The organism is Zoogloea sp. GW822-FHT05C07, from assembly GCF_058800215.1.
In genome coordinates this window covers 4,209,741-4,232,044 of record NZ_CM179510.1, presented here as the reverse complement: position 1 = coordinate 4,232,044, position 22,304 = coordinate 4,209,741, and the positions used below count along the sequence as shown (strand labels likewise).

Annotated in this window: 20 protein-coding genes; 12 read left to right on the top strand and 8 right to left on the bottom strand. The window is 62.8% G+C overall.

Features of this window, described 5'->3' with window-relative positions:
* Nucleotides 1-94: 94 nt before the first annotated feature.
* The 12 genes from AC3QL2_RS19515 (at nt 95) to AC3QL2_RS19460 (ending at nt 14,640) form a co-directional block, all read left to right on the top strand.
* Complete coding sequence (locus tag AC3QL2_RS19515) at nt 95-892, top strand: caspase family protein (protein WP_493233057.1); 798 nt, start codon at nt 95-97, stop codon at nt 890-892.
* A gap of 187 nt (nt 893-1,079) precedes the next feature.
* Nucleotides 1,080-3,812, top strand: a complete 2,733-nt coding sequence (locus AC3QL2_RS19510; RefSeq protein WP_493233058.1) for a nitrate reductase — start codon at nt 1,080-1,082, stop codon at nt 3,810-3,812.
* A 229-nt stretch (nt 3,813-4,041) separates the two neighbouring features.
* Nucleotides 4,042-4,293 carry an acyl carrier protein gene (locus AC3QL2_RS19505; RefSeq protein ID WP_493233059.1) on the top strand — a complete coding sequence of 84 codons (252 nt, stop codon included), beginning with the start codon at nt 4,042-4,044 and terminating at the stop codon, nt 4,291-4,293.
* Nucleotides 4,294-4,427: 134 nt separating this feature from the next.
* Nucleotides 4,428-6,398 carry a dehydrogenase E1 component subunit alpha/beta gene (locus AC3QL2_RS19500; RefSeq protein ID WP_493233060.1) on the top strand — a complete coding sequence of 657 codons (1,971 nt, stop codon included), beginning with the start codon at nt 4,428-4,430 and terminating at the stop codon, nt 6,396-6,398.
* Nucleotides 6,399-6,426: 28 nt separating this feature from the next.
* Nucleotides 6,427-7,554, top strand: coding sequence for a 2-oxo acid dehydrogenase subunit E2 (locus AC3QL2_RS19495; protein WP_493233061.1), 1,128 nt, complete (start codon nt 6,427-6,429; stop codon nt 7,552-7,554).
* Entirely contained in the window at nt 7,554-7,823 is a 270-nt protein-coding gene (locus AC3QL2_RS19490; protein ID WP_493233062.1) for a phosphopantetheine-binding protein, read from the top strand. The genes AC3QL2_RS19495 and AC3QL2_RS19490 overlap by 1 nt, the downstream gene beginning before the upstream one ends.
* A 12-nt stretch (nt 7,824-7,835) precedes the next feature.
* On the top strand, nt 7,836-8,705 hold the full coding sequence (locus AC3QL2_RS19485) for a hydrolase 2, exosortase A system-associated (RefSeq protein ID WP_493233063.1): 870 nt from the start codon (nt 7,836-7,838) through the stop codon (nt 8,703-8,705).
* Nucleotides 8,702-9,574, top strand: a complete 873-nt coding sequence (locus tag AC3QL2_RS19480) for a hydrolase 1, exosortase A system-associated (RefSeq protein WP_493233064.1) — start codon at nt 8,702-8,704, stop codon at nt 9,572-9,574. The genes AC3QL2_RS19485 and AC3QL2_RS19480 overlap by 4 nt, the downstream gene beginning before the upstream one ends.
* Nucleotides 9,575-9,594: 20 nt before the next feature.
* Nucleotides 9,595-10,443 carry a hypothetical protein gene (locus AC3QL2_RS19475; RefSeq protein WP_493233065.1) on the top strand — a complete coding sequence of 283 codons (849 nt, stop codon included), beginning with the start codon at nt 9,595-9,597 and terminating at the stop codon, nt 10,441-10,443.
* A 14-nt stretch (nt 10,444-10,457) separates the two neighbouring features.
* The gene (locus tag AC3QL2_RS19470; RefSeq protein WP_493233066.1) at nt 10,458-11,708 is read left to right on the top strand and encodes a glycosyltransferase; all 1,251 of its coding nucleotides are present in this window, start codon (nt 10,458-10,460) and stop codon (nt 11,706-11,708) included.
* 71 nt (nt 11,709-11,779) lie between these two features.
* Nucleotides 11,780-13,399: an acyl-CoA ligase (AMP-forming), exosortase A system-associated gene (locus AC3QL2_RS19465; RefSeq protein WP_493233067.1), complete on the top strand. Its 1,620-nt coding sequence runs from the start codon at nt 11,780-11,782 to the stop codon at nt 13,397-13,399.
* Complete coding sequence (locus tag AC3QL2_RS19460; RefSeq protein WP_493233068.1) at nt 13,396-14,640, top strand: pyridoxal-dependent decarboxylase, exosortase A system-associated; 1,245 nt, start codon at nt 13,396-13,398, stop codon at nt 14,638-14,640. The genes AC3QL2_RS19465 and AC3QL2_RS19460 overlap by 4 nt, the downstream gene beginning before the upstream one ends.
* A gap of 105 nt (nt 14,641-14,745) precedes the next feature.
* Here AC3QL2_RS19460 and AC3QL2_RS19455 read toward each other — a convergent pair whose 3' ends face one another.
* The 8 genes from AC3QL2_RS19455 to nuoI form a co-directional block, all read right to left on the bottom strand.
* A complete protein-coding gene (locus AC3QL2_RS19455) occupies nt 14,746-15,039 on the bottom strand; it encodes a DUF3579 domain-containing protein (protein ID WP_493233069.1) in 294 nt (97 codons plus the stop codon).
* A gap of 292 nt (nt 15,040-15,331) precedes the next feature.
* Complete coding sequence (locus AC3QL2_RS19450; protein WP_493233070.1) at nt 15,332-15,631, bottom strand: DUF2818 family protein; 300 nt, start codon at nt 15,629-15,631, stop codon at nt 15,332-15,334.
* Between the two features lie 48 nt (nt 15,632-15,679).
* A complete protein-coding gene (gene nuoN / locus AC3QL2_RS19445; protein WP_493233071.1) occupies nt 15,680-17,146 on the bottom strand; it encodes an NADH-quinone oxidoreductase subunit NuoN in 1,467 nt (488 codons plus the stop codon).
* 40 nt (nt 17,147-17,186) lie between these two features.
* The gene (locus tag AC3QL2_RS19440; protein WP_493233072.1) at nt 17,187-18,668 is read right to left on the bottom strand and encodes an NADH-quinone oxidoreductase subunit M; all 1,482 of its coding nucleotides are present in this window, start codon (nt 18,666-18,668) and stop codon (nt 17,187-17,189) included.
* Between the two features lie 87 nt (nt 18,669-18,755).
* On the bottom strand, nt 18,756-20,813 hold the full coding sequence (nuoL, locus tag AC3QL2_RS19435; protein ID WP_493233073.1) for an NADH-quinone oxidoreductase subunit L: 2,058 nt from the start codon (nt 20,811-20,813) through the stop codon (nt 18,756-18,758).
* A 12-nt stretch (nt 20,814-20,825) separates the two neighbouring features.
* Nucleotides 20,826-21,131, bottom strand: coding sequence for an NADH-quinone oxidoreductase subunit NuoK (gene nuoK / locus AC3QL2_RS19430; RefSeq protein WP_481114889.1), 306 nt, complete (start codon nt 21,129-21,131; stop codon nt 20,826-20,828).
* 32 nt (nt 21,132-21,163) lie between these two features.
* Nucleotides 21,164-21,766 (bottom strand): NADH-quinone oxidoreductase subunit J, encoded by a 603-nt coding sequence (locus tag AC3QL2_RS19425; protein WP_481114890.1) that lies wholly within the window; start codon nt 21,764-21,766, stop codon nt 21,164-21,166.
* 42 nt (nt 21,767-21,808) lie between these two features.
* Nucleotides 21,809-22,297 carry an NADH-quinone oxidoreductase subunit NuoI gene (gene nuoI / locus AC3QL2_RS19420; RefSeq protein ID WP_481114891.1) on the bottom strand — a complete coding sequence of 163 codons (489 nt, stop codon included), beginning with the start codon at nt 22,295-22,297 and terminating at the stop codon, nt 21,809-21,811.
* Nucleotides 22,298-22,304: the final 7 nt, after the last annotated feature.

The window sequence follows — 22,304 nt, the reverse complement described above, 5'->3', positions numbered from 1 at the left end:
GCCCCGTGCTTAAATCCAAGGGCCATGCCAATGCAATGCCCCGGGCCAACGGGCCCCGCATGGCCCAAACGATATCAGAGAGGGGGAAAAGACCATGAGCAAGAAAGCCCTGTGCATCGGCATCAACGACTACCCGGGCACGCAGAACGACCTGAGTGGCTGCGTCAATGACGCCACCGACTGGGCCGCCGCGCTCACCGCGCGCGGCTTCGCCGTCACCAAGCTGCTCGACAGCCAGGCCACCAAGGCCGCGATGGTCGGCGCCATGACCGACCTGATCGGCGGCGCGGCCAAGGGCGACTCCGTCATCATCACCTATTCCGGCCATGGTACCTGGGTGCCAGACCAGAACGGCGACGAACCCGACGGCCGTGACGAGGGCCTGTGTCCGTGGGACATCGGTTCCGGCAATGTGCTGCTGGACGACGAGATCGCACCGATCTTCACCCACCATGCAACCGGCGTTCGGGTGGTGCTGATCTCCGACAGCTGCCATTCCGGCAGCGTGACCCGCGGCAGCACCCCCGATCTCGACCCGGGCCTCCCGCGCGCGCGCTTCCTGCCGCCCGAAGCATGGATGAAGGCCACCGACCTGCCCGCCCCGCGCGTCGCCACGCTGCCCACGTCGAGCGGCCTGTCGCGCAGCGGCGGCGACCTGCTACTGGCCGGCTGCACCGACAGCCAGTTCAGCTGGGACACCAGCTTCAAGGGCCGTCCCAACGGTGCCTTCACCTACTACGCACTGAAGGCACTGGCCTCGCTGCCGGCCACGGCCAGCTACCAGGACTGGTTCAAGAAGATCACACCGGGCTTCCTGCCGACCAACCAGCTGCCGCAGAACCCACAGATCTTCGGCACCCGTACGGCCCGCGCCTGGAAGGTGTTCGCCTGATCGACGGCCGTCATCGCCCCTGAGCCGCCACGGCGGCGCCCATTCCTGGTGCGCGGCCGCGGTGGCCGCACCAATTCGACGCCGTGCCGCCACTCTTTGGTGCGCGCGAAAGGCGCCGCACAAGGAAAACAGCGACTTAGACGGATGGCACGACGCTTGCTGGACTCAGTCCACCAAAGGAGTCGTGATGGCAGAAACCAAATCCACCTGTTGTTACTGCGGCGTCGGCTGCGGTGTCGTAATCGAACATGAAGCCGGTCGCATCACCGGCGTCCGGGGCGACCCGGACCATCCGGCCAATTTTGGCCGCCTGTGCACCAAGGGCTCCACGCTGCACCTGACCGCCGCACCTGAAACCCAGGTCGCCCGCGCCCTGTACCCGGAGCTGCGCACCGACCGCAGCAGCACCCGCCAGCGCGTGAGCTGGGATGCCGCCCTCGACGCAGCCGCCGAACGCTTCGCCGCGATCATCGCCGAGCACGGCCCCGACGCAGTCGCCGTCTACGGTGCCGGCCAGTTGCTGACCGAGGACTACTACGTCTTCAACAAGCTGATGAAGGGCCTCGTCGGCAGCAACAACCTCGATACGAACTCCCGCCTGTGCATGTCCAGCGCGGTGGCCGGCTACAAGCTGAGCCTGGGCGCCGATGCGCCGCCGTGCAGCTATGCGGACATCGCCCACACCAGCGCGCTGTTCATCACCGGCAGCAACACCGCCTTTGCACACCCGATCGCCTTCCGCCGCATCGAGGACGCCCGCAAGGCCAACCCGGACATGAAGCTGGTCGTCATCGACCCGCGCCGCACCGACACGGCCGAAGCCTCCGACCTGCATCTGGCCCTGCTGCCCGGCACCGACATCGCTCTGTACAACGCGATGCTCCACGTGATGCTATGGGAAGGCTGGGTGGACCGGGACTACGTGGACGCCCACACCGAAGGCTTCGATGCGCTGAAGAAGACCGTCCGCGAATACACGCCGGCGATGGCGGCCACGATCTGCGGGCTGGACAAGAAGCTCATCGAGGAAGCGGCGCAGATCTTCGCCACCTCGAAGGCCACGATGTCCATGTACTGCCAGGGGCTCAACCAGTTCTCCTTCGGCACCCACAACAACTCGGCGCTGATCAACCTGCACCTGGCCAGCGGCCAGATCGGCCGCCCCGGCGCCGGCCCCTTCTCGCTGACCGGCCAGCCCAACGCGATGGGCGGCCGCGAAGTCGGCGGCCTGGCCAACCTGTTGTCTGCCCACCGGGACATGGCCAACCCCGAGCACCGCGCCGAAGTTGCCGCCCTGTGGGGCGTGGACAGCGTGCCCGACAAGCCGGGCAAGAGTGCCGTCGAACTGTTCCGCGCGCTGAAATCCGGCGAGGTGAAGGCGGTGTGGATCGCCTGCACGAATCCAGCCCAGTCCATGCCGGACCAGGTCCTGATCCACGAGGCCCTGCAGGTCGCCGAATTCGTCGTCGTGCAGGAAGCCTTCAACCAGACCGAAACCTGCGCCTACGCCGACCTGCTGCTGCCCGCCACCACCTGGGGCGAGAAGGACGGCACCGTCACCAACTCGGAGCGGACCATCAGCCGCGTCCGACCCGCCGTGTCCGCGCCGGGTGAAGCCCGCCACGATTGGGCGATCGTGGTGGACTTCGCCCGGCGTCTGGGCGCCCGCCTCGACAAGAGCGAGCTGGCCGCCCGCATGTTCCCCTACGCCAAACCGGAAGAGATCTGGAACGAGCACCGGGAATCCACCCGCGGCCGTGACCTGGACATCACCGGCCTGAGCTACGCGACGCTGGAGAACGTCGGCCCCCAGCAGTGGCCCTTCCCCGAAGGCGCCAGCCAGGGCAAGGTCCGTCTCTACGAGGACGGCGTCTTCCCGACCCCGTCCGGCAAGGCCCGCTTCGTCGTCACCGAACACCGCATCACCGCCGAGTCGCCGAGCGCCCGTTATCCGCTGCACCTCAACACCGGCCGCCTGCGCGACCAGTGGCACGGCATGAGCCGCACCGGCCTGGTAGCCCGCCTGTACAGCCATGAGCCGGAGCCCATGCTGCACATGCACAAGGACGACATGGAACGCCGCAGCCTCGCCACCGGCGATCTGGTCAAGGTGAAGAGCCGACGCGGCGAAGTGGTGCTGAAGGTGCTCGAATCGGCAACGCTGCGCCCCGGCCAGTGCTTCGTGCCGATGCACTGGGGCGGCAACACGATGGGTGGCCAGGGCGTCAACGTCCTGCTGCCCGGCGATTTCGACCCCTACTCGAAGCAGCCCGAACTCAAGCACGCCGCCGTGCAGGTGGAGAAATACACTGCCGGCAAGACGCTGGTGGCAATGCGGCGCACCGAACTGGGCGAAGACGGACAACTCCATCCCAACCCGCTGACAGTCATGGAAGGCCTGCGCCGCTGGCTGCCCCACTTCCCGTACGCCAGCCTGACGCTGGCCGGACGCACCGCCCCAGTGGTGGTACTGAAGGCCCGCGGCGAGGAACTGGAGCCGGCGCTGCTGGAAGCCCTGGACAAGGAACTGGCCCTCGACGATCCGACCAAGGTGCTGTCCTACCAGGACAGCCGCAAGGACATCGCCAAGCGCGCCCTCGTGGAAGGCGACTCCCTCACCGCGGTGCGCCTCGCCGGCGAGACCAAGGCCGCCGACTGGCTGGCCGACATGATGGTGCAGGGGCATTCCGCCGCTGCCGTCCGCCAGTGGCTGCTGGCACCGCTGACCCAGCCGCCGGCGGGTCAGGCCGCCCGCGGCAAGGTGATCTGCAACTGCTTCGACGTGGCCGAAGACGACATCCTGGCCGCCTTCCGGGCCGGAGAATCCCTCGAAGCCCTGCAGGCCCGCACCAAATGTGGCACCAACTGCGGCTCCTGCGTGCCGGAGCTCAAGCGCCTCCAGCAGAGCCGCCCGCACTGATGGCCCTCCCCCGGAAGCCTCCTGACGGGAGCTTCCGGGGGGCTGCATGCCTGTCTGCCGCCCCCCGGCGCATCCGCATGCAAATAAATTTGCGCCTATCCCGCAAAACTCAGCCTATATAATGCGGCTTCCGGTAACAAAAAAGCCGAATTCCATTCGGCAATAGCCTGCTGCGGCCGGCTTCGTGTTTCATCACGGGCGCGCCAGCTGCATCTGTTTGGGGAATATTTTGCGTACTCAAGAACGCCTGCTGTCCTTGCTCGACCACGTACTCAGCCTGAATGGCCGAGCCCTGTCCTTCACCCGTGACACCGCCCTTCTCGGCAGCGTCCCGGAACTCGACTCCATGGCCGTCGTAGCCGTGCTGACCGCCCTCGAAGAACAGTTCGGCTTCGTGGCTGATGACGATGAAATCGACGGCAGCACCTTCGCCTCCGTCGGCAGCCTGCTCGATTTCGTCGAGACCAAGATCGGCGCCTGATCCATCGGTCATGTGCAGGTGCGCTCTGTGCACCTGCACATTTCTTCACGCCAGCATGTTTCTGACTCTGGCATACTCGCGCCTCGATCAACATAAGCATAAAGTCGCCTCGCATGCTTTTTCCAATTCCTGGCGTGGAACGGAACGAACACGGCAAACCGCTCATCGGCCTCGACGACGCCAGCCTGTATGCATACGGACACCTGCTGCGCAGCACCGAACAGCTGATTCTCGACCTGTTCAGCCGCGGCCTGCTGTCAGGCACCACCCACACCTGCATCGGCCAGGAGCTATGCCAGATGGCAGTGGTCCGCGCCCTCGACCACGAGGATGACGCGGTACTGTCCAACCACCGCAATCACGGCCACTACATGACCTACTCCGGGGACTTCCTCGGTCTGGTCGCGGAAGTGATGGGACGCAAGGCGGGGGTTTGCGGCGGCTACGGCGGCAGCCAGCACATCGCCTACCGGCATTTCCACAGCAACGGCATCCAGGCCGGCATGACCGGCATTGGCGCCGGGCTCGCGCTGGCGCGCAAGCTCAAGGGCTCCCCTGGCATCGTCGCGATCATGGTCGGCGACGGCACGCTAGGCGAAGGCCTCCTGTACGAGAGCATGAACCTGGCCTCCATCTGGGACAGCCGGGTGCTCTTCGTCGTCGAAAACAACGGGATCGCACAGACCACCTACACGACGGACACCCTCGGCGGTTCCATCGAAGGGCGTGGACAGGCCTTCGGACTGCAGACCTGGCGCGTGAACGATGCGGATCCGGAATTCAGCGCCTCGGTCGCCCGCGTCGTCGCCGAAGTGCGCGAATCCGGCAAGGCCGGCATGCTGGTCATCGACACCCGGCGCCTCGGCCCCCACAGCAAAGGCGACGACCTGCGCAGCGACGACGAGAAGGCCGGCATCGCTGCGCGCGACCCGCTCGCTGCCCTCGGCCGCCGCCTGCCTGACACTCAGCGGGAAGACATCGAGGCCCGCAACAAGGTCTTCCTGGCGCGCATCGAAGCGGAAGCGCTGGCCTCTCCGGAAGCCAGTTTCGACGCCCAGCGCCTGCACACCTTCAGCCCGGTCAGCGCCACACGCATCGACGCCCACCAGCCGGCCCAGGCCTCCAACGTCCGCGTCGCCATCAACCAGGCGCTGCGTACGCTGCTGGGCGGCGACGAACGCGTGCTGCTGATCGGCGAAGACCTCCACGAACCCTACGGCGGGGCCTTCAAGGTCAGCGCCGGCCTGTCCGGCGACTTCGCCGGCCGGGTCATCTCCACGCCGATCAGCGAAGCCGGCATCACCGGCGCCAGCATCGGCCTGGCCCTGGACGGCGAGCGACCGATCCTCGAGATCATGTTCGCCGACTTCCTGACCCTGTGCATGGACCAGCTTTACAACCACGCGGTCAAGTTCCCGGGCATGTTCGAGGACGTACAGGTGCCGCTGCTGATCCGTACGCCGGCCGGCGGACGGCGCGGCTACGGGCCGACCCACAGCCAGAACCCCGAAAACCTGTTCGTATCGGTGCCCGGTCTTACCGTGCTGTTCGGTAGCCACCGCCACAACGTCGGGCAGCTGCTGGTGGATGCGGTCGAACGCTGGCCGAACCCCACGGTGTTCCTGGAACACAAGCTGCTGTACGGCGAAGCCCAGGATCCGGCCGACTACGAGACCATCGAAGCCAGCCCGGACGATCAGGGGGCCGAACTGTTCCCCACCCTGCGCCGCGGCGCGGCCGAGCCGGACGTCACGCTGGTGTCCTTCGGCGGCATGCTGCCCGTCGTCGAACGCGCGGCCAAGCAGCTGGAAGAACAGGAAGAACTGGCCGTCGAGATCGTCGCACCGGCGCTGCTGGCGCCGCTTCCCCGCGGCACCCTGCTCGAAGCCCTGCTGGATCGTCCGCGCATCGTCGTGGTCGAGGAGTCCCATCACGAGTTCGGTGTCAGCGCCGAAATCCTGGCCCTGCTCGCCGAATCGGGCTACACCGGCCAGGTGCTCCGCGTCGGCCTGGCTCCGGTGCCCATCGCCTCCGCCCGCAGCCTGGAACGGGAGCAGATCCCGGACGAGCAGATGATCGTCGCCAGTGTGCTCGATCTCATCTGAGCCGCCCCAGAGATTCCCGAGGATCAAGATGGCAGTTTCCATTCACGCACCGCGTATCAACAACAACGACGACCAGGTCAAGCTGATCGCCCTCGATGTCGCCGTCGGCCAGAAGATCGAGCGTGGCGCGGTCATCGGCCAGGTCGAAACCGACAAGGCTGTGGTCGACGTCGAAGCACCGGCTGAAGGCTATGTGATCGGCGTCCAGGCCGAGGTGGACACCATGGTCGAGGTCGGCAGCGTCCTCGTCTGGCTCGGTGAGAGCGCCGACGAAACCGTACCTGTCGCCGCCCCCGTCGCCGGCCATAACAGCGAAGCGTCCGGTGCTCCGACCGCCAAGGCCCGCCTCCTGCTGAAGCGCCACGGCCTCACCGCCGACCAGGTTCCGTCGGCCGGCGAGCGCCTGACCGCCGAAGACGTGGAACGCTTCGTGAGCAACAAGGGCGGCCGTGCCGCTCAGGCCACCGCCGGCGCGGCAGCCCCGCGCGTTGATCGCCTGCCGGATGTAGCGGGCGCCCTGCGGCCGCTGCGCCCGGACGAGCGCGGCATGGTCAACACCGTGAGCTGGAGCCGCGACTTCGCAGTGCCGGGCTACATCGAGCTCGAGTACGATCCCCAGCCCTGGGACGCCTACGCCAAGGATTACGCCGATCGCCACCGCCTGATGCTGAGCCCGCTGCTGTCCCTGATGGCCTGGCGTCTGGTCGATCTGGCCCGGGAGACACCGGCCCTCAACGCCACCCTGGTCGGTGACCAGCGCTACGAATACGGCGAGGTCAATCTGGGCTTCACGGTCCAGGCCGGCGAAACACTTTACCTCACGGTATTGCGCAATGCCGCCGCACTCGACGAAAGCAGCTTCATCAATGCGCAAGGCGATATCCAGCGCCGCGCCGCCGGGCACAAGCTCACGCCGAATGAACTGCAGGGCGCCACGGTCTCGTTCTCCAGCATGGCCCGCTGGAAGGTCAGCCGCCACATCCCCATTCTGCCGCCGCACACGGCACTGATGATCGCCCATGCGGTATCCGCCGATGGTCGCCATGTGCTGGGTGCCACCTACGATCACCGGGTCCTGAACGGCTTCCAGGTCGTCAACACGCTGCGCAAGCTCTCCAAGCCGGCCCCCATCGACAGCAAGAAGGAAAACACGTAATGAGCCTCGACCAAGCCGCCATCGAAGACGCCATCAAGCAGAAGCTGGTCCAGATCTGTGAAACCCTCGGCGAAGATGCCAGCGACCTGGCCCACGACGAACTGATCCCCGCGTCCGGCCTGATCGACTCCGCAGGTCTGCTGGAATTGCTGATGTGGTACGAAAGCCATTTCGAAATCCCGCTGAAACCCGAAGAGATCACCATCGACAATCTCGGCTCCATCGTGCTGATGGCGGAATACGCCATCAAACGCAAGAGCCAGGCCTGATCCTCCATCGCGATGAATGCCCCTTTTCCCGCGGAGGCCTCGACGCGCGTCGCCATCGACGTCGTCCCCTTCTTCCTCGACACGCCGGGCGGCCGCATCTTTGCCTTGCACCACACGCCGTCCGCAGCCCGCGGGCACGTGCTGTGCATCCCGTCCTTCAACGAGGAAATGAACCGCTGCCGCAGCATGGTCACGCTGCAGGCGCAGGCTTTCGCGGATCTCGGGTTCGGCACGCTGGTCATCGACCCGTTTGGGACCGGCGACAGTGACGGCGATTACGTCGATGCGCGCTGGGAAGACTGGCTGGAGAACATCGGTGCGGCCATCGGCTGGCTCTCCGAGCGGGAAGGCTGCGTGGCGCTGCTCGGCATCCGTAATGGCGTACTGCTGGCCGCCGAATGGCTCCATAAAAACGCGCCGGCGTCGCCGCCTGCGCTGCTGGCCTGGCAGCCCGTCACCGACGGCAAGCAGTATTTCACGCAGTTCCTGCGCATGCGCATTGCCGCCAACATGGACCGCAACGACCTGCCCAAGGAAACCACGACCACCATGCGCGAGCAGCTGGCGGCCGGCCAGCCGATCGAAGTCGGCGGGTACGAGATCCACCCGGAATTGGCCAAGGCGATGGACAGCCGCAAGCTGGCCGACTTCCCGCCGCCGGCCGGCACCGCCGTGGTCTGGCTGGAGCAAGTCACGCCCGGCGGCAGCGTCCCCTCTGCCGCCGGAGAGCGCGTTGTGGCTGCCTGGCAGGCCGCGGGTACCGAAACAGAAGTCCGCGGCTTCGACGGCCAGGCATTCTGGCAGCTCCATGAACGGGCCCTCGCCCCGGAAGCAATTCGCCTGACCACCGAATGGCTGCAGGCAAGGATGGGGGCGGCATGAACGAGCGCGCCATCCGTTTCGACTGCCACGGCGCCCCGCTGGTCGGCATCTTTCACCCATCGGCCAGCCCGGCCCCGCGACGCGGCGTGCTGATGGTGGTCGGCGGCGGCCCGCAATACCGGGTCGGCGGACATCGGCAACTCGTCCTGTGGGCCCGCAAGCTGTCCTCCGAAGGCTACCCGGTACTGCGTTTCGACTACCGGGGCATGGGCGACAGCCATGGCGACTTCCTCGGCTTCGAAGATGCCGACGACGACATCCGCACCGGCATCGACCAGTTGCTGCAGGAATCGCCCGGGCTCGACGAAATCATCCTTTGGGGCGAATGCGACGCCGCGGCGGCGATCCTGTTCTATGCCTACCGCGACCCTCGCGTGAAGGGCCTGGTGCTGCTCAACCCCTGGGCACGCACTGAAGCCGGGCAGGCCAAAACGGTGCTGCGCCACTACTACCTCAACCGCATCATGCAGCCCAGTTTCTGGCGCAAGGTATTCAGCTTCCAGTTCAACATCCTGGACTCCGTGCGTTCGGCGATCCCGCTGATCGCCGCCGCCAAGGGTGCATCGGGCAAGAACAACGACGTGGCGGCGGATCCGTACGCTCCCCTGCCCCGCAGCGCCTCTCTGCCCGACCGGCTGTACACAGGCTTCAACCGCTTCAAGGGGCCGGTCATGCTGGTCATGAGCGGGCGCGACTACATCGCACGGGAATTCGACGATCTCATTCGCGACTCCTCTCCCTGGCAAACGGCCATTGCCGCCAAGCCCACCACCCGCTTCGATCTGGAAGAAGGCGATCACACCTTCTCATCGCGGGAATGGCGTGACCAGGTGGTCAATTGGGGCCTGGGCTGGTTGCGCGGACACTGATTCAATCTTCCTCATCTCTCATGGCCAGACCGATCATCGAGCCGGTGACCGAGCAGACCCTGCCGGAGTTCGCCGAGTTTCTCTACGCCAACCTGAGCAAGGACCGCAGCCCGGCTGACTGGCAGCAGGCACTGCGCGTCTGCTGGGCGCCGGAACGTCCGAATTTTGGCTTCGTCATGCGCGACGAGGGCCGCATCGTGGGCGGCATCGGTGCCATCTATGCGCTGCGGCACATCCGCGGCCAGGAGGCGCGTTTCTGCAACATCACCAGCTGGTGCGTGCTCGACGCCTACCGCAAGCAGAGCATGCGGCTGGCCATGGCGGTCATCGAGCAACCCGGCTACCACTTCACAGATTTCTCGCCAACCGAAGTCGTCGGCGGCGTCCTACGCTTTCTAAAGTTCAAGCCGATCGACGACCGGCAGACGGTCATCCTGAACCTCCCCCGCCTGTTTGCAGGTGGTCGCGTGATCACCGATCCGACCGGGATCGAAGCCGTGCTGCAGGGCGATGCGCTTCGGGCCTACCAGGACAACACCGGTTTCCCCTGGCTCGAGCATCTGGCCGTCGGGGCAGGCACCGCTTGGAGCCACATCATCTACAAGCGCTGGGCTTTCAAGGGCCTGCCGGCCGCCCGCATCGTCCATGTCGGCGCGCCTGAAGTCTTCAGCCGCCACGTGAATCGCCTGAGCACCCATTTCCTGCTGCACGGCATGGTGAGCACCCACGTGGAAACCCGTCACCTGCATCGTGACGTGTCCCCCTCCAGGATTCGTTCCGGCTTCAACGCCAAGCTGTACCTCAGCCCGAACCTGCAGGAGCCGGACATCGACTATCTCTACTCCGAGACGGTCGCAATGAATCTCTAACGGAACGCGCCCCCATGACCGACAAGCGCATCCTGATGATCGCTTTCCACTACCCGCCGGTGCGGGTCAGCAGTGGCATTCAACGTACGCTGAAGTTTTCCGCCTATCTCCGGGATCATGGCTGGGAGCCGATGATCCTGACGATTTCGCCGCGCGCCTACGAAATGGTCAGCGACGACCAGATGAAGGAAATCCCCCCCGGCATGCTCGTCGAGCGCGCCTTCGGACTGGATACCCAGCGCCACCTGTCGATCAAGGGACGCTACCTGCGCTGGATGGCCCAGCCCGACCGCTGGGCCAGCTGGTGGCCGATGGGCGTGCTGCAGGGCCTGCGCATGATCCGCAAGCACCGTCCGAAAGCCATCATGGCGACCTACCCAATCGCCACCTCCCACTGGATCGGCCTGACGCTGCACCGCCTGACCGGCCTGCCCTTCGTCGCCGATTTCCGGGATGCGATGACCGAACCTGACTACCCGCGCGACCCGATCACCTGGAAAGTGCACCGCCGCCTGGAAAAGGCCCTCGTCACCCATTGCACGAAGGCCATCTTCACCACCCAGGGCACCCTTGAGATGTACGCCGAGCGCTACCCGGAGATTCCAGCGTCCCGCTGGGCCGTCATCGAGAACGGGTTCGACGAAGAGAACTTCAAGGATGCGGAAAGCGGTCTTGACCGCAGCCGGCTCGGCGCGGACGGGCAGCTGGTGCTGGTGCACAGCGGCATCCTGTATCCGCAAGAGCGGGATCCCCGCCCCTTGTTCACGGCTCTGCAGAACCTCAAGCAGGCCGGCGAGATCAGCGCCGCAACGCTGAAGGTCCTGTTGCGGGCGACCGGCACCGACGACCTCTACCAGCAGATGATCGCCGACTACGGCATCGACGACATCGTCAGCATCGAGCCCACCATTGCCTACCGCTCGGCGCTGCAGGAAATGCTGCGCGCCGACGGCCTGCTGTTGATGCAGGCGTCCATCTGCAATCACCAGGTGCCGGCCAAGCTGTACGAATACGCCCGCGCCGGGCAGCCCATCCTGGGCCTGACGGACTTCGCCGGCAACACCGCCCATCTCCTGCGCGATCTCGGCTGCGCCCATATTGCCGACATCGCCGACGCCGACTCGATTCGCACAACCCTGCGCGATTTCATCGCCCAATGGCGCTCGGGGCAGCTCAGCGGCATCCGCCGCGAACGGGCCGACACCTGCTCGCGGCGCTCGCGCACGGACGAACTGGCGCGCCTGCTGGACGCCATAAGCCACTAACCGGCGCCAGCGCCCCTTCGCCCGCGCCGGCCGATCTCCTTCTCCGCCTTCACCTGCCACAGGCATCCCAAATGGAGCCCCCCGCGAAGATGACCACGACGCTACTCCATGAACTCATCAGCGCCTCCGCCGGGCGCAACCCGGACGCGGCCGCGCTGGGCACCCGGAACCTGACGCTCTCCTACGGCGACCTCGACACGGCCGTCGCCGCCTTTGCCGCCGGCCTGATGGACCTCGGCCTGGAACGCGGCGAGCGGGTCGGCATCTTTCTCGACAAGCAGCCCGAGACCGTCATTGCGAGCTTCGGCACGGCGCGCGCCGGCTGCGCCTTCGTGCCGGTCAATCCGATCCTCAAGGGCGAGCAGGTCATGCATATCCTGCGAGACTGCAACGCCCGCCTGCTGGTGACGTCGGCCGAGCGTCTGCCGCTGCTCATGGACACCCTGGCGCACTGTCATGATCTGCGCCACGTGGTGCTGACCACCCAAGCAGCTACCGCGCCTGTCCTGCCGGGCGTCAATATCGTGCAGTGGGACGCGCTTCTCTCCGCCCCCGCGCGGCCGGGACACCGGATCATCGATACCGACCTGCTGTCCATCCTTTATACGTCCGGCAGCACCGGGCGACCGAAGGGCGTTGTGCTGTCCCACCGCAACATGGTGGCCGGGGCCAAGAGCGTAGCCAGCTATCTCGGCAACACCCCGGACGACACCCTGCTCGCCGCCCTCCCCCTGTCCTTCGATGCCGGCTTCAGCCAGCTCACCACCGCCTTCCACAGCGGCGCGAAAGTCGTGCTGCTGAACTACCTGCTGCCGCAGGACGTGCTCAAGGCCGTAGTCAGGGAGAAGGTCACTGGCCTGACCGCCGTGCCGCCGCTGTACATCCAGCTCGCCCAGCTGAAGTGGCCGGCGGAAGTCACCGACCATCTGCGCTACTTTGCCAACACTGGCGGGCGAATGCCGCTCGAGACGCTCAAGCTGCTGCGCAGCCAGTTGCCCAGGACCAAGCCTTTCCTGATGTACGGCCTGACCGAAGCCTTCCGCGCAACCTACCTACCCCCCGAGCAGGCCGACATCCGGCCGGACTCGATCGGCAAGGCGATTCCCAACACAGAGGTGATGGTGCTACGGGAAGACGGTTCGGAGTGCAGCCCCAACGAGCCGGGCGAACTGGTGCAGCGTGGTGCGCTGGTCGCCATGGGCTACTGGAATGATCAGGACAAGACCGCCGAACGCTTCAAGCCCCTTCCCAATACGGCTCCCGGCCGCCAGTCGGGCTTCGTCCTGCCTGAAATCGCGGTGTTCTCGGGCGACACCGTGCGCCGTGACGAAGAAGGCTATCTTTACTTCATCGGACGCCGCGATGAAATGATGAAGACCTCCGGCTATCGAGTCAGTCCCACCGAGGTCGAAGAGATCCTGTACAGCACCCAGTTGGTCGGCGAATGCGTGGCCTTCGGCGTTCCCCATCCTAGCCTTGGCCATTCCATCTGTGTCATCGCCACCGGCAAGGATGGCGTGCCGCTCGACACGGCGGCCTTGCTCAGCGAGTGCAAGCAGCGCATGCCCGCCTACATGGTTCCCGCCGCAATCGAGGCGCGCGAAGGTCCGCTGCCACGCAATCCCAATGGCAAGATCGACCGCAAGGCACTTTCCACCGAATACGAAACGGCCCACAAGGTACAGCAATGAGTGATGCAAGCCGCGACAAGCCGGTCCATGTCGCCATGGACCAATTCCAGTCCGCCGATGGCGAGCTGCTGATCGGCGGCATTCCAATCCGCCGCTTGGCCGAGCGTGTCGGACAAACCCCGTTCTACGCCTACGACCGCAAACTGCTGACCGACCGCGTCGCCGAATTGCGGGCCGCCTTGCCGGCCGGCATCAAGATTCATTTCGCGATGAAGGCCAATCCGATGCCCGCCGTTGTCGATCACATGGCCCGTCTTGTGGACGGCATCGACGTAGCCTCGGGACGCGAACTCAACATCGCCCTCGACAGCGGCACCAATCCCCGCGACATCAGCTTTGCAGGGCCGGGCAAGCGTCACGAAGAACTGCGCCAGGCGGTCGCCGCGGGCATCCTGATCAACGTGGAATCCTTCCGGGAAGTGACGGAACTGGCCGCCATTCGCCAGGAGAGCGGCTGGCCGGTGCGCGTGGCGGTGCGTGTGAATCCCGACTTCGAATTGAAGAGTTCCGGCATGAAGATGGGGGGCGGTCCCAAGCAGTTCGGCGTCGACGCCGAACGCGTGCCCGACCTGCTCGCCGACATCGGTCGCGCCGGCCTTGCGTTCGAAGGCTTCCACCTCTTTGCGGGCTCCCAGAACCTGCGCCCCGACGCCATCGTTGAAGCCCAGCGCAAGTGCTTCGATCTGGCCCTCCGGCTCGCCGAGGCCGCTCCGGCACCGGTCAAGTTCCTGAACCTCGGCGGCGGCTTCGGCATCCCGTATTTCCCTGGCGAACAACGATTGGACCTCACCGCCATCGGCGCCAATCTCAAGGCCATCGAGGAGGAAGCGGCGGAGAAGCTACCTGGCGCCGAGATCGTCATCGAACTGGGACGCTATCTGGTCGGCGAAGCTGGTGTCTACGTCTGCAAGGTCGTAGACCGGAAAGACTCCCGCGGACATACCTTCCTGGTGGCTGACGGCGGCCTGCATCATCACCTGTCTGCCTCCGGGAACTTTGGCCAGGTCATCCGCAAAAACTATCCCGTCGCCATTGGCGACCGCATGGACGAACCTGCCAGCCAGAACATGTCCGTCGTCGGCCCGCTATGCACGCCGCTCGACCTTCTGGCCGACCGGATGCTCCTTCCCGATGCGAAGCCCGGCAATCTCGTCGTGGTCTTCCAGTCGGGCGCCTACGGCGCCAGCGCAAGTCCCCAGGCCTTCCTCGACCATCCCCGCGTCGTCGAGACCCTGGTCTGAGCAGAGCGCATCCCCAACGAAAATGGGCCGCGCAATTGCGTGGCCCATTTTCATTTGACGACTCCGATTCGACTGCCGACTGACCGGCAGTTCTGCCTGACACCTTCAACCGAAATGGTCATCCGGCAACGACTCCACCTGCAGATCGTTGTCCTTCGCAAAATTGCGCAAAAAGTTGTACGCCAGCGGCTCGATATCGTGGATTTTCGCGTCCACCAACACCGTCTTGTCTCCCCTCAAATTACACGCGGGCCTGACATAGGGCGAATAAGTCATGCGATTGTCCGCTCCGAATACGGACATTATCCCGCACAAACGATCCGCCCAATCACTAGGACGAAAAGTCCTGCCATCACTAGTGCGCCCAACAATAACGAAATTTTCGATTTTTTGAATCATGTGCGATGACTGAAATGATTTCGCCGAACTTCGGCCCGACCACAAGCACTCCCCTCGTCTCCCTTTCGATGAGAGGCCCCGAAAATTTCATTTTTGAAACTCGATCCGATCCAACTGCAACAAGCAAAACGACAACGGACTGAATGCTAGATGATCGCTCCAGGACATACAAACATGCCCCGTCCCCGTCCCCAAAAGCAAAACTGTGGACCGAGGCCCACAGTTTCATATGATTACTTCATCCAGCCGCATACACCTGTATCCGATACCCGATGGAACACGCCACGCGCCTCTAGGACTTCAACTCGCGCGACCACAGATGGCGATAGACAAACCCCGGGTATGCAAAGACAGCAAACAGGCACATCGTGATCGCGAAGAACTCCCAATTCTGGGCATAACGGGAACCGTTTTCCGCCACCTCTCTGGCGCCGAGAAATGCTCCCGCCAGAAAGTAATAGGCCACAAGCTCCAGCAGCCGCAAAAACACGGTCTTCTTCTTCGTCAGACGAATTACGAAGAACAGCCGCTCACTGAGAAAAGGCAGGTTCGCCAGCGCAAACAACAGGACGAACTCTCCAAAGTGCTTCACTTGCCGCCTGCCTTTCCAGTGATGTGATTACCTATGCCCTGAACGCGCTTAGAGCGAGCCCAGCAACGAATAGGCACACAGCGACATCAATGCCTGCGGCGCCAGGCCCAGCGCTGCGATGGCGATACCGTTCAGGGACAGCAGCGCGCGCATGTCAGCCGGAGCGGAAATAGGCGTTGCATCCAGCGGCTCATCGAAGAACATGATCTTCACGACGCGCAGGTAATAGAACGCACCGATCAGCGACATCACCACAGCCAGGATCGCGACCCAGATATAACCAGCCGCCACGACGGCCTGCAGGACGGAGAACTTCGCAAAGAAACCGACGAAGAACGGGATACCTGCCATGGAGAACATCACCATGGCCATCACGCCGGCAAACCAGGAATTACGCTTGTTCAGGCCCTTGAAATCGTCCAGCGCCTCGGCCTCGAAACCGGCACGCGACAGCAGCAGCAGCACGCCGAACGACGCCAAGCTCATCAGCACATAGGACACGACGTAGAACATCGCGGAGCTGTAAGCATTGAGCGCGAAATGACGATCACCGCCGACCACGCCGGATACCAGGCCCAGCAGCATGAAACCCATGTGGGAGATACCGGAGTAACCCAGCATGCGCTTGAGGTTCGACTGGGCGATTGCAGCCAGGTTGCCCAGCACGATCGACAGAACCGCCAGCACCATCAGCATGGACTGCCATTGCTCGGCAAACTCGAACAGGCCATTGACCAGCAGACGCATGGCCATCGCAAAGGCGGCGAGCTTGGGGGCGGAGGCGATGAAGAGCGTGATGGACGTCGGAGCGCCTTGATAGACGTCCGGAATCCACATGTGAAACGGAACCACGCCGAGCTTGAAAGCCAGACCGGCGACGACAAACACCAGACCGAACAGCAGCACGGTCTTGTTGCCAGCCTGCTGGTAGATGGCTTGGGCCACGCCCGAGATTTCCAGCGTGCCGGCAGCGCCATACAGCATCGAGATGCCATACAGCAGCAGACCGGAAGCCAGCGCACCCAGCACGAAATACTTCATGGCCGCTTCGGTTGCGCGAGCGGAATCACGCAGCAGCGCAACCATCGCGTAGAGGGCCAGGGACAGCAGCTCCAGACCCAGGTAGATGGTAAGGAAATGGTTGGCGGTGATCATCACCATCATGCCCAGCGTCGCAAAGATCGCCAGCACGTAGTACTCGGTGGTCTCGATCTTGCGGTCGTTCATGTAGCTGCGCGAATAGAGCAGCGCGATAGCCACCGCGAAGTAAACGACGAGCTTGAGGAAATCGCCCATCAGATCATCCACGTACATGTTGCTGAACGTGAAGCTCACCTGCCCGTCCATCGTGAACAGCGTGATTGCCGCCGCACCGATCAGCGTGAACTGGCTCAACGCGTAAGCCACGTTGCGCGGCTGCTTCGAGAACGTCCCCGCGAGGAGGATCACGAACGACATTGCAACGACGAATAACTCAGCCGCTGCCGGGTAAAAATCAGGGATTACAAAGTTCATCTTAAGGCCACATTCCGCTGGTTTCGTATCCGTTACAGGCTCAAAGCTTGCTCACCGCAACATGCTTGAGCAGTTCATTGACCGACGCGTGCATGACTTCCGTTACCGGGAAGGGATAGATACCCATGGCCAGAACACACACGGCAAGGATCGCAAGGAAAACGAACTCGCGATTGTTGATGTCGGTCAGTTCGGCCACGTGATGGTTGGCCACTGCACCGAATACCACACGCTTGTACATCCATAGCGTGTAGGCAGCACCCAGGATCAGCGTCGTGGCAGCTGCGAAACCGATCCAGAAATTGAATTTCACCGCACCCAGCGCAACCATGAACTCGCCGACGAAGCCGGAGGTGGCGGGCAGACCGGAGTTGGCCATCGCAAACAGCATGAACAGCGCTGCAAACTTGGGCATCACGTTCACCACACCGCCGTAGTCGGAGATCTGCCGGGAGTGCATACGGTCATACAGCACGCCGATGGACGCAAACATGGCACCCGACACGAAGCCGTGGGAAATCATCTGGACCAGCGCACCTTCAATACCCAGCGGATTGAAGATGAAGAAACCCAGCGTTGCGAAACCCATGTGGGAGATGGACGAATAAGCCACCAGCTTCTTCATGTCCGTCTGCACCAAGGCGACGAAGCCAATGTAGATCACCGCGATGAGGGACAGCGTGATGATCATCGGAGCGAATGCATGGCTTGCATCCGGCGCGATCGGCAGGGAAAACCGCAGGAAACCGTAAGCACCCAGCTTCAGGCCGATAGCAGCCAGCACGATGGAACCGCCAGTCGGTGCCTCCACGTGAGCGTCGGGCAGCCAGGTGTGCACCGGGAACATCGGCACCTTGACCGCGAAGGACACCAGGAAGGCCAGGAAGATCAGGCTCTGCACGTCCATGCCGAGCTTGAGCTGGTGCCAGTCAAGGATGTTGAAGCTGCCACCGGACTCCATGAACAGGTAGAGCAGCGCAATCAGCATCAGTAGCGAGCCGGCCAGCGTGTAGAGGAAGAACTTGATGGCCGCATAAACACGGTTCGGGCCGCCCCACACACCGATGATGATGAACAGCGGAATCAGCGACGCTTCGAAGAAGACGTAGAACAGCACGCCGTCGAGTGCCGAGAAAATGCCGTTGATCAGGCCGGACATGATCAGGAAGGCCGCCATGTACTGGGCGACTTTCTCCTGAATCACCTCCCAACCCGCTACCACCACGATCACGGTGATGAAGCTGTTGAGAAGAACGAAAAGCACCGAAATGCCATCAACACCGAGCACATAGTTGATGTTGAAGCGCGGAATCCACGGATAGGCTTCCACAAACTGCATGGCACTCGTGGTGACATCGAAGCCCGTGTAGAGCGGTATGCTGACGGCCAGACCCGCTAGCGCGAAAAACAGCGCAACAAATCTCGCGACCGACGCATTACGGTCCGACCCCGAAGCGAGCGCTAATAGGCCACCAACGATCGGAACCCAAATCGCAAGGCTGAGGAATGGAATACCCGTCATCTCTACTTTCCGTTCTATGCGCCCCCTAAGGGGCGCAAAAGTCCTAAATTATGTGAAGTGCTCTCAAGCCGTTTTCTATCGAGCGAATCAGCCCCGATTGACCCAGAAGGCCAGCAGCAGGAAAACACCAATAATCATCGAAAACGCATACTGATAGATGTGGCCACTCTGGAAGAGGCGCGACAGCTGGGCGATCAGCCCCACGGCCTTGGCGGTACCATTCACCGCGATACCGTCGATGATGGTCTGGTCGCCGACCTTCCACAGCAGGCGGCCAACCAGTCGGGCACCCGCGGCAAAAACCGCTTCATTGATCTTGTCGAAGTAGTACTTGTTTTCCAGCAGGCGGTGGATCGGGCTGAAGACGCGGGCGATCACCGGCGGCACCGACGGAACGACCAGATACAGCAGGCCGGCGAGTGCAACGCCACTCATCGCCAGGATGAACGGCAGCGACGTGAAGCCATGCAGCGCCATTGCAGCCGAACCGTGGAACTCCTCGCCAAGTTCAGCCATGGCGTGGTGGTGCTCGGCGAAATGGATGACACCCTTGAAGAAGTCGCCGAAGAGCATCTTGTCGATCGACAGGTAACCGATCAGCACCGACGGGATGGCCAGCATCACCAGCGGAACAGTGACCACCCACGGGGACTCGTGCGGCTTCTGGCCCGGAGCCAGACCGTGATGGTGCTCGTCGTGATGATCGTCATCGTGACCATGCTCGTCATGAGCGTGCTCGTCGGCATGGGCGTCATGGCCGTGGGCGGCTTCTTCGTGGTGAGCCTTGCCGAAGCGCTCCTCGCCGTGAAAGACCAGGAAATACATGCGGAACGAGTAGAAGGCGGTAACGAAGACGCCGGCGATCACGCAGAAGTAGGCATAGCCCGAGCCGTACAGCTCAGAGAGCTGCACTGCTTCGATGATCGTGTCCTTGGAATAGAAACCGGAGAAGAACGGGAAACCGATCAGCGCCAGAGAGCCCAACAGCGACGTGATCCACGTAACCGGCATGTACTTCCACAGGCCGCCCATGTTGCGCATGTCCTGATCATGGTGCATACCGATGATCACGGAACCGGCACCAAGGAACAGCAGGGCCTTGAAGAAGGCGTGGGTCATCAGGTGGAACACGGCGGCGGAGTACGCCGACACGCCCAGCGCGACGGTCATGTAGCCCAGCTGCGACAGGGTCGAATAGGCAACCACACGCTTGATGTCGTGCTGCACGATGCCCAGGAAACCCATGAACAGAGCCGTGGTGGCACCGATGATCAGCACGAAGGACAGGGCCGTCTCGGACAGTTCAAACAGCGGGGACATGCGGGCAACCATGAAGATACCCGCGGTCACCATCGTCGCTGCGTGGATCAGTGCGGAGATCGGCGTCGGGCCTTCCATCGAATCCGGCAGCCAGACGTGCAGTGGAACCTGCGCCGACTTGCCCATGGCGCCGATGAACAGACCGATACAGATGGCGGTGATCAGAGGCCAGCCGGTTTCCGGAATCGTCATGCCGGCGAGCTCACCCGCCTTCGCGAACACTTCCGTGTAATTCAGGGTGCCGGCGAAAGCCGCGATCAGACCGATGCCCAGCAGAAAACCGAAGTCACCGACACGGTTGACCAGAAAAGCCTTCAGGTTTGCGAAGATCGCGGTCGGACGCGTATACCAGAAGCCGATCAGCAGGTAGGACACCAGGCCCACCGCCTCCCAACCGAAGAACAACTGCAGGAAGTTGTTCGACATGACCAGCATCAACATCGAGAACGTGAACAGCGAGATGTAGCTGAAGAAACGCTGATAACCAGGATCCTCAGACATGTAGCCAATGGTGTAGATGTGCACCATCAGCGACACGAAGGTCACCACCAGCATCATCATCGTAGTCAGGGAATCGATCATGAAGCCGACTTCAAGATCGAGACCACCACTGGAAGCCCAGTGGTACAGGGTTCCATTGAAGGTATTCCCCGCCTGGACGTCCTGGAAGATGATCACCGACAACGCGAACGCAGCCGCGACGCCTGCGATGGTGACGGTATGAGCCCCTCGCCTGCCGATGATCTTCCCGAATAGCCCCGCCATGATCGCGCCGAAGAGCGGCGCAAGCGGAACCAGCAGATATAGCTTTTGCATCCCAGTCATTCGAACGCTTCCTTATCCCTTGAGGCTATCCAGGTCATCAACGTGGATGGTCCGCAGGTTGCGGAACAACGCAACCAAAATTGCCAGACCAATGGCCGACTCCGCGGCCGCCACAGTCAAGATGAAGAACACAAAAATCTGGCCTGAAGCGTCCCCGAGATAATGCGAGAAGGCGACGAAGTTCAAATTAACGGCCAACAACATCAACTCGATCGCCATCAGCAGCACGATCAGGTTCTTACGATTCAAGAAGATGCCCACCACGCTTATCGCGAAAAGAATGGCACCCAATATCAGATAGTGAGACAACGAAAGCATTACTAGGCCCCCCTGACGATCGCCAGCAGAAATTATTCTTTTTCTGCACGCATCGAAACGATGCGCACACGATCATCACGCTTGACAGCAACCTGCACCGCGGGATCGATGATCTTCACGTTCTTGCGCTTGCGCAGCGTCAGTGCCACGGCAGCCACCATCGCAACCAGCAGCACGATCGATGCCAGTTCGAACGGATAAACGTACTCGGTATAGAGGAGACGGCCGAGTTCCTTGGTGTTGCTGTAACCCTGCTCCACCTCGGCGGGCTTGGGCATCGCATCGAGACCGAAGTAGCGGCCGCCCAGCACCATGACCATCTCGATCACCATCAGCACACCGATCAGCGCGCCGACGGGCAGATAGCTCCAGAAGCCTTGCCGAATCCGTTCGAGATTGATGTCGAGCATCATCACGACGAACAGGAACAGCACCATCACTGCCCCGACGTAAACCATCACCAGCGCGATGGCCAAGAACTCAGCGTGCAGCAACATCCAGATTCCGCCGGCGCTGAAGAATGCCAGCACCAGGAACAAGGCGGCGTGCACCGGGTTACGTGCCGTGATGACTCGCAGCGAGGCGAGCACCATGACCGTCGAGAAGAAGTAAAAGACTACCGACTGAAAATCCATCTGCGTATTCCGATGTGTGTGTCCGTATCCGCTTCCGCGTCTTTACCGGTACTTAGAATCGATCTCTCGATCCTTGGCGATTTGCGCCTCGTACCGATCCCCAACCGCGAGAAGCATCTGCTTGGTGTAATACAGATCACCCCGCTTTTCGCCGTGATATTCAAAAACACGGGTTTCAACGATGGCATCCACCGGACATGCTTCCTCGCAGAAACCGCAGAAGATGCACTTGGTCAGGTCGATGTCGTAGCGACTGGTACGACGGGAACCGTCGTCGCGCTGCTCGGACTCGATCGTGATGGCCATCGCCGGACAGATTGCCTCGCACAGTTTGCAGGCGATGCAACGCTCTTCCCCATTGGGGTAACGACGCAACGCATGCAAGCCGCGGAAACGGGAGCTCTGGGGCGTCTTCTCGTCGGGAAACTGGACCGTGATCTTCCTGGCAAAGAGATGACGTCCGGTCAGTGCCAAGCCCTTAAGCAACTCCTTAAGGAACAGGCTCCCTACGTAATTCTTCATAGAACCCATATCGATC

Coding starts and splice junctions, on each gene's coding strand:
- AC3QL2_RS19465 (WP_493233067.1), top strand. CDS start 11,780: ATGGAGCCCCCCGCGAAGATGACCACGACGCTACTCCATGAACTCATC.
- AC3QL2_RS19485 (WP_493233063.1), top strand. CDS start 7,836: ATGAATGCCCCTTTTCCCGCGGAGGCCTCGACGCGCGTCGCCATCGAC.
- AC3QL2_RS19475 (WP_493233065.1), top strand. CDS start 9,595: ATGGCCAGACCGATCATCGAGCCGGTGACCGAGCAGACCCTGCCGGAG.
- nuoK (WP_481114889.1), bottom strand. CDS start 21,131: ATGCTTTCGTTGTCTCACTATCTGATATTGGGTGCCATTCTTTTCGCG.
- AC3QL2_RS19455 (WP_493233069.1), bottom strand. CDS start 15,039: ATGATTCAAAAAATCGAAAATTTCGTTATTGTTGGGCGCACTAGTGAT.
- AC3QL2_RS19495 (WP_493233061.1), top strand. CDS start 6,427: ATGGCAGTTTCCATTCACGCACCGCGTATCAACAACAACGACGACCAG.
- AC3QL2_RS19490 (WP_493233062.1), top strand. CDS start 7,554: ATGAGCCTCGACCAAGCCGCCATCGAAGACGCCATCAAGCAGAAGCTG.
- AC3QL2_RS19480 (WP_493233064.1), top strand. CDS start 8,702: ATGAACGAGCGCGCCATCCGTTTCGACTGCCACGGCGCCCCGCTGGTC.
- AC3QL2_RS19470 (WP_493233066.1), top strand. CDS start 10,458: ATGACCGACAAGCGCATCCTGATGATCGCTTTCCACTACCCGCCGGTG.
- nuoI (WP_481114891.1), bottom strand. CDS start 22,297: ATGGGTTCTATGAAGAATTACGTAGGGAGCCTGTTCCTTAAGGAGTTG.
- nuoN (WP_493233071.1), bottom strand. CDS start 17,146: ATGAACTTTGTAATCCCTGATTTTTACCCGGCAGCGGCTGAGTTATTC.
- AC3QL2_RS19510 (WP_493233058.1), top strand. CDS start 1,080: ATGGCAGAAACCAAATCCACCTGTTGTTACTGCGGCGTCGGCTGCGGT.
- AC3QL2_RS19460 (WP_493233068.1), top strand. CDS start 13,396: ATGAGTGATGCAAGCCGCGACAAGCCGGTCCATGTCGCCATGGACCAA.
- AC3QL2_RS19515 (WP_493233057.1), top strand. CDS start 95: ATGAGCAAGAAAGCCCTGTGCATCGGCATCAACGACTACCCGGGCACG.
- nuoL (WP_493233073.1), bottom strand. CDS start 20,813: ATGACTGGGATGCAAAAGCTATATCTGCTGGTTCCGCTTGCGCCGCTC.
- AC3QL2_RS19425 (WP_481114890.1), bottom strand. CDS start 21,766: ATGGATTTTCAGTCGGTAGTCTTTTACTTCTTCTCGACGGTCATGGTG.
- AC3QL2_RS19440 (WP_493233072.1), bottom strand. CDS start 18,668: ATGACGGGTATTCCATTCCTCAGCCTTGCGATTTGGGTTCCGATCGTT.